This window comes from Streptomyces sp. 142MFCol3.1 (genome assembly GCF_000424945.1).
Taxonomy (GTDB): Bacteria; Actinomycetota; Actinomycetes; order Streptomycetales; family Streptomycetaceae; genus Streptomyces; species Streptomyces siamensis.
Genome location: NZ_AUKV01000057.1, coordinates 16,581 through 29,090, shown reverse-complemented (window position 1 = coordinate 29,090; position 12,510 = coordinate 16,581). Strand labels below are relative to the sequence as shown.

At 71.7% G+C, this 12,510-nt stretch carries 11 protein-coding genes and 1 pseudogene; 3 read left to right on the top strand and 9 right to left on the bottom strand.

Features of this window, described 5'->3' with window-relative positions; translation table 11 throughout:
• Positions 1-1,659 (top strand): DUF2637 domain-containing protein (locus tag H305_RS55515; protein ID WP_234021429.1); only part of this gene is annotated, 1,659 nt, incomplete at its 5' end.
• Between the two features lie 64 nt (positions 1,660-1,723).
• Here H305_RS55515 and H305_RS53765 read toward each other — a convergent pair.
• On the bottom strand, positions 1,724-2,674 hold the full coding sequence (locus H305_RS53765; protein WP_051371576.1) for an NUDIX hydrolase: 951 nt from the start codon (positions 2,672-2,674) through the stop codon (positions 1,724-1,726).
• A 113-nt stretch (positions 2,675-2,787) separates the two neighbouring features.
• A pseudogene (locus H305_RS48735) lies at positions 2,788-3,456 on the bottom strand (ABC transporter ATP-binding protein); the annotation flags it as partial.
• Positions 3,457-4,086: 630 nt separating this feature from the next.
• On the opposite strand from H305_RS48735, the gene H305_RS0141685 reads away from it, so the two are divergent.
• Positions 4,087-5,052, top strand: a complete 966-nt coding sequence (locus tag H305_RS0141685; protein WP_037767148.1) for an NAD(P)H-dependent flavin oxidoreductase — start codon at positions 4,087-4,089, stop codon at positions 5,050-5,052.
• A 238-nt stretch (positions 5,053-5,290) separates the two neighbouring features.
• Here the strand turns inward: H305_RS0141685 and H305_RS48730 are convergent, their stop codons facing one another.
• Together H305_RS48730 and H305_RS0141675 are read right to left on the bottom strand one after the other, a co-directional pair.
• Positions 5,291-5,566 carry a hypothetical protein gene (locus H305_RS48730; protein ID WP_158690678.1) on the bottom strand — a complete coding sequence of 92 codons (276 nt, stop codon included), beginning with the start codon at positions 5,564-5,566 and terminating at the stop codon, positions 5,291-5,293.
• A 237-nt stretch (positions 5,567-5,803) separates the two neighbouring features.
• The gene (locus H305_RS0141675) at positions 5,804-7,036 is read right to left on the bottom strand and encodes an FAD-dependent oxidoreductase (RefSeq protein WP_028805675.1); all 1,233 of its coding nucleotides are present in this window, start codon (positions 7,034-7,036) and stop codon (positions 5,804-5,806) included.
• A 392-nt stretch (positions 7,037-7,428) separates the two neighbouring features.
• Here H305_RS0141675 and H305_RS0141665 point away from each other — a divergent pair, with 392 nt between their 5' ends.
• A complete protein-coding gene (locus tag H305_RS0141665) occupies positions 7,429-7,713 on the top strand; it encodes a hypothetical protein (RefSeq protein WP_028805673.1) in 285 nt (94 codons plus the stop codon).
• A gap of 293 nt (positions 7,714-8,006) precedes the next feature.
• Here the strand turns inward: H305_RS0141665 and nadE are convergent, their stop codons facing one another.
• The 5 genes from nadE to H305_RS0141640 form a co-directional block, all read right to left on the bottom strand.
• A complete protein-coding gene (nadE, locus tag H305_RS0141660) occupies positions 8,007-8,837 on the bottom strand; it encodes an ammonia-dependent NAD(+) synthetase (protein WP_028805672.1) in 831 nt (276 codons plus the stop codon).
• Between the two features lie 245 nt (positions 8,838-9,082).
• Positions 9,083-9,415: a hypothetical protein gene (locus H305_RS55510; RefSeq protein WP_028805671.1), complete on the bottom strand. Its 333-nt coding sequence runs from the start codon at positions 9,413-9,415 to the stop codon at positions 9,083-9,085.
• A 528-nt stretch (positions 9,416-9,943) separates the two neighbouring features.
• Positions 9,944-10,732 carry a hypothetical protein gene (locus tag H305_RS0141650; RefSeq protein ID WP_028805670.1) on the bottom strand — a complete coding sequence of 263 codons (789 nt, stop codon included), beginning with the start codon at positions 10,730-10,732 and terminating at the stop codon, positions 9,944-9,946.
• A 75-nt stretch (positions 10,733-10,807) separates the two neighbouring features.
• Entirely contained in the window at positions 10,808-11,467 is a 660-nt protein-coding gene (locus tag H305_RS0141645; RefSeq protein WP_234021428.1) for an alpha/beta hydrolase, read from the bottom strand.
• 636 nt (positions 11,468-12,103) lie between these two features.
• Positions 12,104-12,295, bottom strand: a complete 192-nt coding sequence (locus H305_RS0141640; protein ID WP_028805668.1) for a CsbD family protein — start codon at positions 12,293-12,295, stop codon at positions 12,104-12,106.
• Positions 12,296-12,510: the final 215 nt, after the last annotated feature.

The following is a 12,510-nucleotide window of genomic DNA, read 5'->3' as shown; positions in this document are numbered from 1 at the left end:
CTGGACCTGCTGCTGACCTGGATCAGGATCCCCTTCCCGCTGCTGCGCCAGACGGCATGGCTGCTGACGGCCGCCACCATCGCGTTCAACGGCGCGGCGGCCTGGCCCGACCCGCTCGGCGTCGGCATGCACGCCGTCATCCCGATCCTCTTCGTCGTCTCCGTCGAAGCCGCCCGGCACGCCATCGGCCGGATCGCCGACATCACCGCCGACAAGCACATGGAAGGCGTCCGCCTCACCCGCTGGCTGCTCTCCCCGGTGCCCACCTTCCTCCTGTGGCGCCGCATGAAGCTGTGGGAACTGCGCTCCTACGAAGCGGTCATCAAGCTCGAACAGGAACGCCTCGTCTACCAGGCCCGGCTGCGCTCCCGCTTCGGCCGCGCCTGGCGCCGCAAAGCCCCCGTCGAATCCCTGATGCCCCTGCGCCTCGCCCGCTACGGCGTCCCCCTCGCCGAAACCGGGCCCTCCGGCCTGGCCGCCGCGGGCATCGAGGAGCCATCGGTGCAGATCACCGGCGAACGGACCCCCGTGCCGGCGCAGCGGCGCCACAGCCCCGCACTTGACGTGGCCCCGGTCCCCGTGGCGGCCGTTCTGCCACCCGCCGCCGCGCAGCAGTCGCCTGCGGGACCCGCTGTCCCTGCGCCGTCGTACACCCCGCTTCCGGACCCGGAGCCGGACCACGACAGGCGTGCCGGCGCCCTCGCCGGGGCCTACGGGGCCTGGCTGTCGGCCTTCGGCACCGAGCCCACGCCCACGCAGTTCTCGATCTGGCTCCGCGACGAGTACGGCATCTCGACCGGTGCCGGAGACCCGCTCTCCGAGGAGCAGTTGGAGCCCCTCCTGCGTGTTCTGAAGGAGCGCCACACGTCACGTGACGCGGTGATCGGCGTGGAGGCGGCCCCGGAGAACGCGGACGGCGAGCTCTCCTGGAGCGACTACTTCCACAACGCCTGGCTCAGCTTCGCGCGAGAGCACGGCGTGTATCCCGACGCCGACGCCCTCGCCGAGTACGTGTACCGGCTCGACGGCATCACCGGAGCCACGGGGCAGCCCGTGACCGGCGCCGATGTGCAGGCCTACGTCATGGAGTTCCAGGAGCGCGAGTACGACGTGAGCGGTTCCGCGCCGGTCAGGGGCGAGCCGGACGGCTCCGTCCCCCCGGGGCCTGCCGCGGCACCCGAGGACAGCCCTGCCCCGGACACGGCCGACGCGGCCGCGCAACGCGCCGCGAGGGCCGACGCGGACATCGTCGGACAGCGTCCACGTGAAGGTGCGGCGCAGGCCCTCGAACTCAACGCCGTCGACCGCTACTACCTCGCCTGGACGGAATACCAGGCACGGCACGGAGCGGAACCCGACCCCGACGAACTGTCCGCCTTCCTCGCCGCCAAGGGCATGTTCGGCCGCGGAGGAAAGGCGGTCAGCCCGTCCACGCTGCGCCGCTACCCGCTGTGGTTCCGGATCTACGGGGTGTGGGCCGAGCACCGCATGCGCCACGACCGGGCCCCCTCACCGGACGCCGTCGCCCAGGACTGCGCACGCCGCGGGATCACCGGCCAGCACAACAGGCCGATCACCGCCGTGCAGATCGCGGAGCAGTCGCAGGACTTCGAGCGCCGCTGGCAGACCTTGACGCATCTGCACGCCGACACCCCCTAGGCGAGGGCGTGTTCCACGACGAAACCTGGAGGCCGAGGCATCGGGCTCCCCCTCCCGGCCGGGCTCACGACACCCATCCCATGTGAGTGTACGTGTCACCGCGTGCGATGCCGGTGAGTGCGGCGCGGGTGTACTCGACGAGTCGGCCGGGCAGCGCGTCCAGCGGCCACCAACGCCACTGCGTACACCGGTCGGGTTCGAGGACCCGGGGCTCACCCTGCCAACGGGACGCGGCGAAGAACAGCTGCAGGCGCGGGACCGGGCTGCCGGGATCCCGCACGTCCACGACGTGCACGAGGGTCAGGTCGCTCGCGTGCACGGCGATGCCGGTTTCCTCCGCCGTTTCCCGGATCAGGCAGGTCAGCGCCGACTCGCCCGCCTCGCGATGGCCGGCGGGCACGTGCCAGATCAAGGGGGCGAAGGCACTCTCGGGGGCGCGTTCGCCGAGCAGGACGGCGCCGTCGCGTTCGAGGTAGAGGTGCACGCCGACGATGCTGCGCTCACGTTGAGCGGCGGTCTCCTGGACGCGCAGCGAGGGCGGCCGCCCGGCGGCGTCGAGCCGGGGGTGCGGGTGCTTCCGGTGCTCGTGGACGACTGCCGCGGTGCCGGGGTCCAAGGCCATGTGCACGATGTCGGCGGCGTCGGTCCAGCGCAGTTGGATGCCCTCGTGGAGGGGGATCTCGTGGGCGGGCCGGTTGAGGGTGCCGAGGTACACGAGGATGCGGTACTTCAGCCGGCCGTCCGTGTCGACCGTCTCCACGGTGACGAACGGGGTGAGGCCGGGGACGGTGAGGCCGGTCTCCTCGCGCAGTTCACGGACCATGGCCTCGTCGCAGGTTTCGCCGGGCTCGGTGTTCCCGCCGAGCAGGGCCCAGCGGCCGGGCTGCCAGATGGGTTTGTTCGCGTCGCGGAGGTGGAGAAGATACCGGCCGTCGTCGTCGACCAGGAGGGCGGCGGTGCCGGGGACTTCCGTGGTGAGGAGCGGCTGCGGCGCTGCGGATTCGATGCTGGTCACGTGGGGTGTCCTTCGTGAGGTCGGTGGCGGTGCAGGGTGGGAAGCCGGATTCGGCTTCAGCGTTCCTGGGACAGGCGCAGGAGGTCGGCGAAGGTGCCGCCGGCGTGGACGAGGTCGTCGAGGGCGCGGTACCAGTACAGGAGATACTCGACCATCCCATTGGCGCGGACCTCGTCGCCGTACTTGGGTGTCGTCGCCCACCAGCGGGTCATTCCGCGGACGTTGCGGTCCGCGACGTTGGCGTAGTGGATCTCGTAGTCGACGCGTGCGGTGAGGACCGCGCCGACGCCGGCCGGGGAGACGGCGAGGATCAGCAGGGGAAGCATGACCGGGTTGAGCACGGACACGACTCCACCCGCGGTGACCATCTTGATCAGCGCGGCCATGAAGCGCTGGGCGTCCATGACCATCACGTGTGTGCGGATGACGCCCATCTCCGCGGCCTCCTGCCGGTCGGAGAAACCGTCCACCGCGTACGCCGACGCCTCGACCCGGCAGACCGCCTCGACCAGCGCCGAGTCCGTCATCGTCGTCAGCCGTGGAGTGATGCGCCGTTCCGCGTACGCGGCCAGCGCCACGGCGAGCCGCGCCACGGCGGTCGCGCCGGCGACGACGGCCAGAGCCGGAAGCGCCTCGCGCAGCCGGTCCGCCACCGCGCCACTGCCGAGAACGGGCGTCATGGCCCTCGCCGTGGCGGCCAGCAGCACGGCGGCGGCCATCCCGGTGGCGAGCTGGCAGGCGAGGACGAGGAGCACCGCCTTGCGGTCGATGCGCCAGGCCATGGCGGCGATACGCCCGAGGACACGGGGGAGTTGGGCGCACAGGGCGCGGAAGCCGACCTCGCCGAGCGGGTTCACGGAGTAGTGCCCGGAGTAGGTGATCTCGGCGGGAGGCGGGGGCGGGACGAGACGGGAAGAAGCGGTCAACTGCACATCTCCCTGCGGGATCGGACGGGGGTGAACGCGGCGCCACGGGATTCAACGACAGGGGCGTCGGGTTCGAACACACGTATTTCGGCCGCAACGGATTCCGTGCGCGGCGCGGTCACGCCGTGGGTCGCTCATGGAGGCACGGGGCAGGGGCGAGGGCGCTCCTGGCCGAATCGCCGTGGTTGATACGCCTGTGGCGGTTGAGGTCGACCGGCCCGCGGGGAGGTGCGAGCCCTGGGGTAAGCGCTTGACGTTCTCGTCCATCCGTCCTCGCCTCCGGCGGCGGCGCGGGTGTCGTCACCTTCGTGCAGACCTCGCTATGGAAATCGTCACCGATACGAACGACGCACAACGAACCAGGCGCTGGTCCGTATCCCGTGACGGCATCCGTATCGACGGCACACGACGGTCCGCCGGAAGCCGGCGGCCTCGTGCGACGGAATGCGCTGCGGCCTGCATGACGGGTGCGTGAGGATGACGGTCATGGGACTGTCGACGGAGTTCACGGAACTGTTCGGTGTGGAACACCCGATCGCCCTGGCCCCGATGGGCGGTTCGGCCGGTGGCGCGCTGGCGGGAGCGGTCTCGCGCGGCGGTGGGCTCGGCCTGCTGGGCAGCGGGAACGGGGACCAGGACTGGCTGGCCCGCGAACTGCCCGTCCTGGCTGAGGAGAGCGCCGGGAAGCCGTGGGGCATCGGCTTCCAGACGTGGGCGATCGACGCCTCGGTGGTGGCGCGGGCGCTGGAACACCGGCCGGCGGCGGTGATGTTGTCCTTCGGCGACCCGACTCCGCTCGTGGAACGGGTCCGTGGCGCGGGCACGACGCTGATCCTCCAGGTCACCGACCTGGAGGAGGCCCGCAGAGCGGTGGATCTGGGCGCCGATGTGATCGTGGCGCAGGGCACCGAGGGCGGCGGGCACGGAGCCCGGCACGGACGGTCCACACTGCCGTTCGTGCCCGTCGTGGTGGACCTGGCGGCGCCGGTGCCGGTGCTGGCGGCCGGTGGGATCGCCGACGGGCGTGGCGTGGCGGCGGCACTGGCGCTGGGGGCGTCCGGCGCTCTGCTCGGAACGCGCTTCCAGGCCACGACCGAGTCCCTGGTCGACCCCGCGACGGCCAAAGCGATCGTCGAGGGCCGTGGCGAGGACACCGAGCGCAGCAGAGTGCTGGACATCGCGCGCGGCTCGCGGTGGCCCGCGCGCTACACGGCGCGAACCCTCGCCCATCCTTTCCTCGACGGCTGGCGGGGCAAGGAGGAGGAACTCGCCGCGGATCCCCGAGCCCGGCAGGCGTACGAGGATGCCGCGGCACGGGGCGAGATCCCGGCGCTGCCGCGGTGGGCGAGCGAGGCCGTCGACCTCATCGAGGACCTGCCGTCCGCGGCCGATCTGGTCGGCACCCTGGTCCGCCAGGCCGAGGACGCGCTGGCCCGAGCCGGAAGGCACTGACCGCGCCCGCAGTGAGCCGGCCCGGGCGAGCCGGCCTCACCGAGGCAGCCTCCGGCCCACGACACGATGATCGCCTGATGCGGCGTCAGGCAGCCACGCCGACAGGAGAGTCGACCGCTCTGTACGAGGCGGGATCGGTGCTCGCCACCGTCCGCACAGGCGGGGGGCCGCCCGCGCACTGGCGCGGCGGCCCCCCTTCTGTCGCTTCGTGACGTTCCCGACCTGTGCCGAGGGAGCGTCAGCTGACGATGATCACGACAGGTGTCGAGTTGAAGCCGTACCCGCCGAAGCCGCCGAAGCCGCCGTACCCGAACGAGTTCGCGAAGCCGAAGCCGCCGCAGTACGAGTTGAAGCCCCGGTTGAAGCCGACGCCGAACCCGCACCCGTTGCCTGCCGGCATGTTGGGCGACAGTGAGACGACGCCGCTCGTGGTCGCGGCTGAGGCCGGGCTTGCGGCCACTCCCATACCCGCGATGACGCCGCCTGTGAGGAGGGCAGCGGCGAGGGTTCGCATGACCGGTTTCCTGCGCATCATTCGGTCTCCTTTCCCCCGAATACCTGCCCCCCTCCGGTTTCTCCCCTCGCACTAGGTAACACCTGTTCGGCGGAACGTACCACCCGAGCGCCACACAGCCCCGCAGTTCCGGGCCGGAGCGCCCGCGAGAACAGCGCCCCAGGTCCGTGCGCTCGGCGGTACGACGAGGGCTCCGCCGATCGGGCGACGTACTCCCCGCCCGTCGTACCGCGAGGTTCACCGCAGCGAGGCGGCGGGCGGACGCTCACGCAGGGCGCCGTAGCCGATGAAGTACGCCGGAACACGCTTGAACCACTGCGAGCCGGTGAGGAGGCCGCTCACCCGTTTGGCCCGCCTGGAGTTGCCGAAGGGCGGATCGCCCGCCAGTACGGGCGCGATGACCCGGGCGTGAGCGAGGCGTTGCAGTGCCTGCGTCAGCGCCGTGGTCGGCCACCGTCGCCGCTGGATGCCGCGCACGTCCCGCAGGCCGACCACTCCCGTGCGCAGCGGCTCGACGAGATGGCGGGCGGCGGCCACCGCGTCCTCGACCGCGAGGTTGATGCCGATGCCGAAGACAGGCGACATGGCGTGCGCGGCGTCGCCGATGCACAGCAGTCCCGGGCGGTGCCAGCGCCGCAGCCGGTCGAGCCGTACGTCGAGCATCTTCACCTCGTCCCACGACCGCAGCTCGTGGGCCCGGTCCGCGAGCCAGGGCACGGCGTCCGAGAACTCGGCCATGAACCGTTCGAGACCGGCCGCGCGACGCTCGGCGTCGGTGCCCTTGGGAATCAGCCCGGCGCATTGCCAGTACTGCCCACGGTCGATGAGCGCGGCCAGGAGGCGGTCTCCGGTGGCGCCCACGAGCCCGTGCGGGTCTCCGTCCCGCCGGGGCAGCCGGAACCACCAGGCGTCCATGGGGCAGCTGTACCTCCGCAGGCCCAGTTCGGGCCGCGACCGGGCCAGCGAGCCCCGGCCGTCGCAGGCCACCGTGAGGGTGGCCCGCAGTTCGCCGGTACGGCCGTCGGAGGTGCGGTAGCGCACCCCGGCGACCCGCCCGCCCTCCATCAGGAAGGACGTCGCCTCGGTGCTCATCCGCACCGAGAAGGACGGCTCTTTGCCGGCCTCGTCGGCGAGGAGGTCGAGCAGGTCCCACTGCGGCACCATCGCCACGTAGTTGTAGGGCCCCGGCAAGGTGCTGATGTCGGAGACGGTGACGAGTGAACCGTCGGAGCCGAGCGGCAGCTGCACCGTGGTCACCCGGCGCTGCGGCAACCGGGCGAAGCGCTCGGCCAGGCCGAGGTCGTCCAGCAGCGCCAGCGTCGAGGGATGCACGGTGTCACCGCGGAAGTCGCGCAGGAAGTCTCCGTGCTTCTCCAGCACCGTGACGTCCACGCCGGCACGGGCCAGCAGCAGGCCCAGGACCATTCCCGCGGGGCCGCCGCCCACCACGCAGCATGTCGTCCGCTCCATCGCAGGCCTTCCCTTCGGTGACAACCGCAACTCGAGCCAATGGAACCTATACCCCCAAACACGGGCACGGCCGGTGCCCCGGCCGACTGGATCTCCGTGCCGGACTCCGCCCCGGTGCGACACGCGCCGGAGCCGCGATCCGTAGGAGCGGGACCATGTCGGCCGGGCCGCTCTCCCTGTCACCTCATGGAGCTGCGGCGCCGTGCGGGTCCTCGGAGCGACGCGTCGGCAGCGTCGTGCCGGCCCCGGCGAGGGCGCACACCGCGCACGACAGCCAGACCAGTACGTACGCGCACTCGTGGACTGCGCGCCCGGGCGGCTGTACGAGGTGGCCGCCGAACTCGCCCGGGACCCGCACGTGTTCACCGTCGAGCACCGATGGCCGCGAACTGATGCTGACCTGCGTTTTCGGCAGCCTGGCCGAGGTCGTCCGGTACCCCGGGATGCGCATGGGCGCGCTGCCGGGCGTCGCGGCCAGCCGTAAGCAGATCCCCACCGCACTGCACACCGAGGGCAGCCGGTGGCGGCTGGACGAGCCGGCCGGGGCCGCCCGGCGGGGCACGGTGCCGGGCGCGGCCGGACCCGAGCCCGGCCGTTCGGCGGTGCGACGCGAAGCCTGCCACCAGGCCACGACGGAGTCCGCGCTGCTCGCGGGGTTGCCTGTTCAGGGCGGGTGACGGGCAGTGCGCGAGGGCTGTCCCGAGCCCGTGGCTCGGGCGGCCCATTCGCTGCCGACACGACACGACACGACACGACACGACACGACACGACACGACACGACACGACACGACACGACACGACTCGCTCGGCCGGCTCCCGCAACGTGTCCCCGACCTTGCGCTGTGCCCGAACGCTCCCTTTCCCCGGGGTGTTCCGGTAGCCGTCAGGATCCCCGGGGTGTTCCGGCAGCCGTCAGGATCCCAGGGGTGTTCCGGCAGCCGTCAGGACCCCCGAGGCGATCCGGCAGCCGTCAGGGGGCGATCGGCAGCCTGCGCTTGTGGTCGGTGAGGCGGTAGCGGCGGACGATCGTCTCGAAGTCCCTCTCGTCCACCGGCTTTCCCTCCAGGAAGTCGTCGATGACGTCGTAGGTGACTCCGAGCGCGTCCTCGTCGGCCTTGCCGGGGTCGAGGGTCTCCAGGTCGGCCGTCGGCGTCTTCCACACCAGCTCGGCGGGCGCGCCCAGCGCGTCCGCGACAGCGCGGACCCGGCGCTTGGTCAGGCCCGTCAGCGGGACCAGGTCGGCGGCTCCGTCGCCGAACTTGGTGAAGAAGCCCGACACGGCCTCGGCGGCGTGGTCGGTGCCGACGACCAGACCGTTGTGCGCGCCGGCCACCGCGTACTGGGCGATCATCCGCTGCCGCGCCTTGATGTTGCCGTGCACGAAGTCCTGGTGGTGGGTGTCGCGGAAGCTGACGCCCGCCGCCAGAGAGGCCTCGAGCGCGGCATCGCTCGCGGGCTTGATGTCCACGGTCAGCACGTGGTCGGCCCGGATGAAGGAGAGCGCGAGCTGGGCGTCGTGCTCGTCGGCCTGGACGCCGTAGGGCAGCCGCATGGCGTAGAACTGCGCCTCGTGCCCCGCGGCCCGCGCCCGCTCCACCGCGAGCTGGCACAGCCGGCCGGTGGTGGTGGAGTCGACGCCGCCGCTGATGCCGAGCACGAGGGAGCGCAGACCGGTGGAGGTGAGCCGCTCGGCGAGGAAAGCCACGCGGCGTTCGATCTCCCGCTCGGCCTCGAAGGTCCCGGAGACCTCGAGTTCCCGGGCGATCTCCTGCTGCAGGGCGATGGACGCCGACTCGCTCACGTCTGCTCCTTGATCCGGTTCGCGAAGTGCTGTCGCGCTCACCCTATCCGGGGCCCCTCACGGGGATCCGCCCACGTCGGACGGTATGGAAATGGGGCGAAGCCCGACACTCGCACCCCCGGCGGACCGGCACGGATCGACGGGGCGGACTAGCAGGGGCACCGAGCCGTCCTGCGCCCGCCGGGCGGACGGCGGCCGGGGAAGCGCGCCCCGGCCGCCGTCCGACGGTCCTGCCCGGAGCGGGGTCAGGCGGCGTGCTCGATCCAGCGGCGCACCGCGATGTTGATGTCGGCGGGCAGGGCGCTGAGCCGGTCGATGGCCTCCCTGTCCTCGGGCAGGGGCGGGATTCCGGCGGCCGTCAGGGCCGCGTGCAGGTCCAGACGCCTGCGGTCACGTGGGTCGATGGTGATGTCGAGCCGTTCGGTGGGGTTGGGCGGCGGCAACAGGTGGTCGCCCTGCTCCTGCTCCTGCTCATGGGGCTGTGCGGCCCCGTCCCACCACGAGAAGCCGGGCTCGTCGCAGGCGTAGGGGTCGAAGGAGGACTGCGCCGCACCGGACGCGAAAGCGGGGGTGGTCACGGGAATCTCCCTTGCAGCGGTATCGGTTCTGCATGCCAGGAGGTCTCGCGCCCCGGTACCGGTTGCGGCATTCGCCACGCTTCACGCGAACGGCGCCATTGGCGGTTCATAGGCCCGTCACACCACCATCCCGCGTCGGTTCGCCCGCGTGTACGAGCTCCATGGGTGGGCCGCACCAGCCGCCCGGCACTCGAGGTGATCAATTGGGCCGGCATCCAGGAAGATGTCCTGCTCCGGCGTGGGGGTCGCGGCGGTCGGGGAGCCGGGCCGCCCGGTCCGGTGACCGCCGTTTCGCCTGTCGAGTCACTCCTCCGAGCGGCACGGTCCGCCGCGCCCAGAAGATCGGGTGACGGCGCCCGTGGCCTGTTCCGGCCGGCAGCAGCGCTCCGAGGGCGTGTTGTCGGCGGCGAAGAGCACGCGGTGCGCAAGGACGACGATGCGCGTAGGTGATCTCGGTGCGTTCCCCGGACGAACCGCAGCGGCGAGCGCCTCGCGACGAGACCAGTGCCGCACGGGATGGGCCGCTGGTCAGTGCAGGTCCACCTGGAGCGCGTGCCGGTGGTCGGCGGGGCAGGTGAAGACGCGCAAGTCTCCCGATCGGCCGACGACAACATCTGTCTCGGCGTCGCTGGCCACGGTGAACAGGAGTGTCATGGCCGTGCCGCAGTCGCCACAGGCAAAGACTTGGGGGTGCGTCAGATGCCAGGTGGGCCAGCCGCCGAGTTTCCAGCCTGCGAGGCGGGTGATGACGTCACCGCCGTCGCCGGTCTCGCGGATCAACTCCTGGAGCCGCGGACGCAGTTCTTCCGGCAGTTGCTCACGGAACGGGAAGTCGGTCACACGCTCGGCGGTGACGGTGCATGCCTGCGGCAGGTAGCCGTCCTCCTCATGTCGTGACGGCGTCGGCGGAGTCGTCAACCGGTCGGTCACGTCGGCGGCCCGACGCCATCGCATCTCGACCACAGGGCTGACATCGGCCTGCTGGGCCGGAGGGTCCCAGTGTTCATTGGGACACCACAGGATCTGCAAGAGGTCCATGCCGGCGGGCCACCAGGGTCCCGGCGCATCGCGACGGAAGATCTGCGCGACCGGCACCATGGCCGTGGCAGGACCGCCGTCAGGGCTGATCACGTCGGGCAAGGAGCACTCGGGCCACGGCTCGCCACTGGGCCACAGCAGCGGTCCGCCGAGAGAACTGTCCCGGCAGTCCGGCTCCGCGCGCGTGGGATGAAATATGACCGCGTCGCGCGCGTGGGGAGCGAGTTCGGGCAGCACGGCGAATATCGCCTCGGGCGTCGGACGGGGCGTGTGAGTCATCGTGCCTTCCGATCAGCTGGTTCCGGATCGCCCGCAGCGTATAGGTCGGCTGTGACAGTCGGTCCCACGGGCGGATCAAGCCGTTCCGCACAGCTCGACCAGCTGCCGGGCCGTGCCGCCGGGATCGACGATCTGGTGCAGATGTGCGCCCGGCAGATGTGCCACGCTCCAGCCGCGTTCCCTCGCGTCGGCGGCGAAGTCGTCGTACGGCGGACCGAACAGCAAGTAGGAGCAGGGGTGATCGTCCCAGCCGCCGGGGACCGGGATGCGCTGCTCGTAGTAGGACAGCGGCAGGGTCGGCTGCTCCTCGACGACGGTCTGCCGGACGGTCGGATCGGTGAACATGGGGGCGACGTCCGCCTCGTCCCACCAGTCGGTCCAGCGCGGAAGCCTGCCGTCCACAGCCAACGGACGGAGGAACTCCATCAACTCGGGCGGGGCGACAGGGGTGGGACCGGTCCGGGCCGGCAGCGCGGCGTCGACGAAGACCGAGCCCGTCACGGGATGGTCGAGGCCCGAGCACATCACGGGGAGGAACAATCCCGCGTTGCTGTGCGCCACCAGCGTGACGGGGCGGTCGACCGGCACCTGTCGCAGATCGTCACGTACGGCCTCCACGACCCGCGGCCAGAACGGCGGAGGTCCGGCGCCCACGTCCAGCAGGGACGGCACACGGACCTGGTGTCCCGCCGCCCTCAGTTGGTCGGCCACGGGCTGCCAGGTCGAGGGTCCCACGGACGGACTGTGCACGAGAACGAAGATCGGTTGCATGGGAGGATGCTCGCGCCCGTGCCGCGGGACGCGCGACCCGCTTGGCTGAGAGCAGAGCAGAGCAGGGCAGACGGGAAGGTGCCGCCTGCAAGGGCCGTGCGCCCGTCGTCGGTCAGTGCCAGCACGCGCCGGTTGCGCCCGGCCTCCTGTGCACCATCGTCAACAGCCCCGCCTCCAGGAGCCGTTCACACTGCGCGTAGACCTGCGCGTGCGGCACGGAACAGAGCGGGGCGAGGTGCGGGCTGCCTCCCCTTCACGTCGCAGGCGCTGCCTTCGCCCAGCTTGTCGATGATGCCGAGGACGAGGTACGAGGGGGCGACCGTATCCTCCCCGCGGGGCGCCGGCGCACGGCGTCGGCCCGCGGCCGGGGCGGGAGGCCGGACGGCGGCTTCGCCCGGGGAACACCCGGCGCGCGTTGCCGCGGCCGTGCGGGCAGGGGGCTGTGCGGTTGGGGGAGAGGGGGCTGTGCGCGCGAGTCGCGGGCGGCCCGTCGTGCGTTTCGGGGCGGTCCGTGGCCGTCGAGTCGAGGCGGTCCGAGGCGGTCGCGCCCACAGGCGAGGGGGCCCGCCCTGGACGGGCAGACCCCCTCTCCGCGCATGCTCAGGTGTGGTCGCGCTTGATCGCGCGCCCGGTCTCCTCGATCCGCTCGCCGGCCTTGGCCTTGGTCTTCTTGGCCTCGCCGCGCGCCTGGTCCACCTGACCCTCGGCCTGCATCTCGCGGTCGCCGGTGACCTTGCCGGTCATCTCCTTGGCCTTGCCCTTTATCTTGTCCTGACGGCCCTTACCGGCCATGGCTCCTCCTTCAGAGGTGGTGTGGCTTGCCCGCCCAACGTAAGTGGGGTCCTGCACGATCGCGCGTTGAAGCGTCACGTTGAGTAGCCAAGACTCCGCGGACCCACCACGGTCACCTCGAGAGGCGGGACGGCTCCGCCCGCTGACTCCGCGCATTTTCAGCGGTGTTGAGTACTGAAGGCATTGGACCGCGACGGCCGCGCTCCGGGCCGGCC

What these genes read in the sequence shown, in the direction of transcription:
- H305_RS0141685 (WP_037767148.1), top strand. Translation starts at nt 4,087, where the DNA reads ATGGGACTGTCGACGGAGTTCACGGAACTGTTCGGTGTGGAACACCCG.
- H305_RS48730 (WP_158690678.1), bottom strand. Translation starts at nt 5,566, where the DNA reads ATGCGAACCCTCGCCGCTGCCCTCCTCACAGGCGGCGTCATCGCGGGT.
- H305_RS0141675 (WP_028805675.1), bottom strand. Translation starts at nt 7,036, where the DNA reads ATGGAGCGGACGACATGCTGCGTGGTGGGCGGCGGCCCCGCGGGAATG.
- H305_RS0141665 (WP_028805673.1), top strand. Translation starts at nt 7,429, where the DNA reads ATGCTGACCTGCGTTTTCGGCAGCCTGGCCGAGGTCGTCCGGTACCCC.
- H305_RS0141650 (WP_028805670.1), bottom strand. Translation starts at nt 10,732, where the DNA reads ATGACTCACACGCCCCGTCCGACGCCCGAGGCGATATTCGCCGTGCTG.
- H305_RS0141640 (WP_028805668.1), bottom strand. Translation starts at nt 12,295, where the DNA reads ATGGCCGGTAAGGGCCGTCAGGACAAGATAAAGGGCAAGGCCAAGGAG.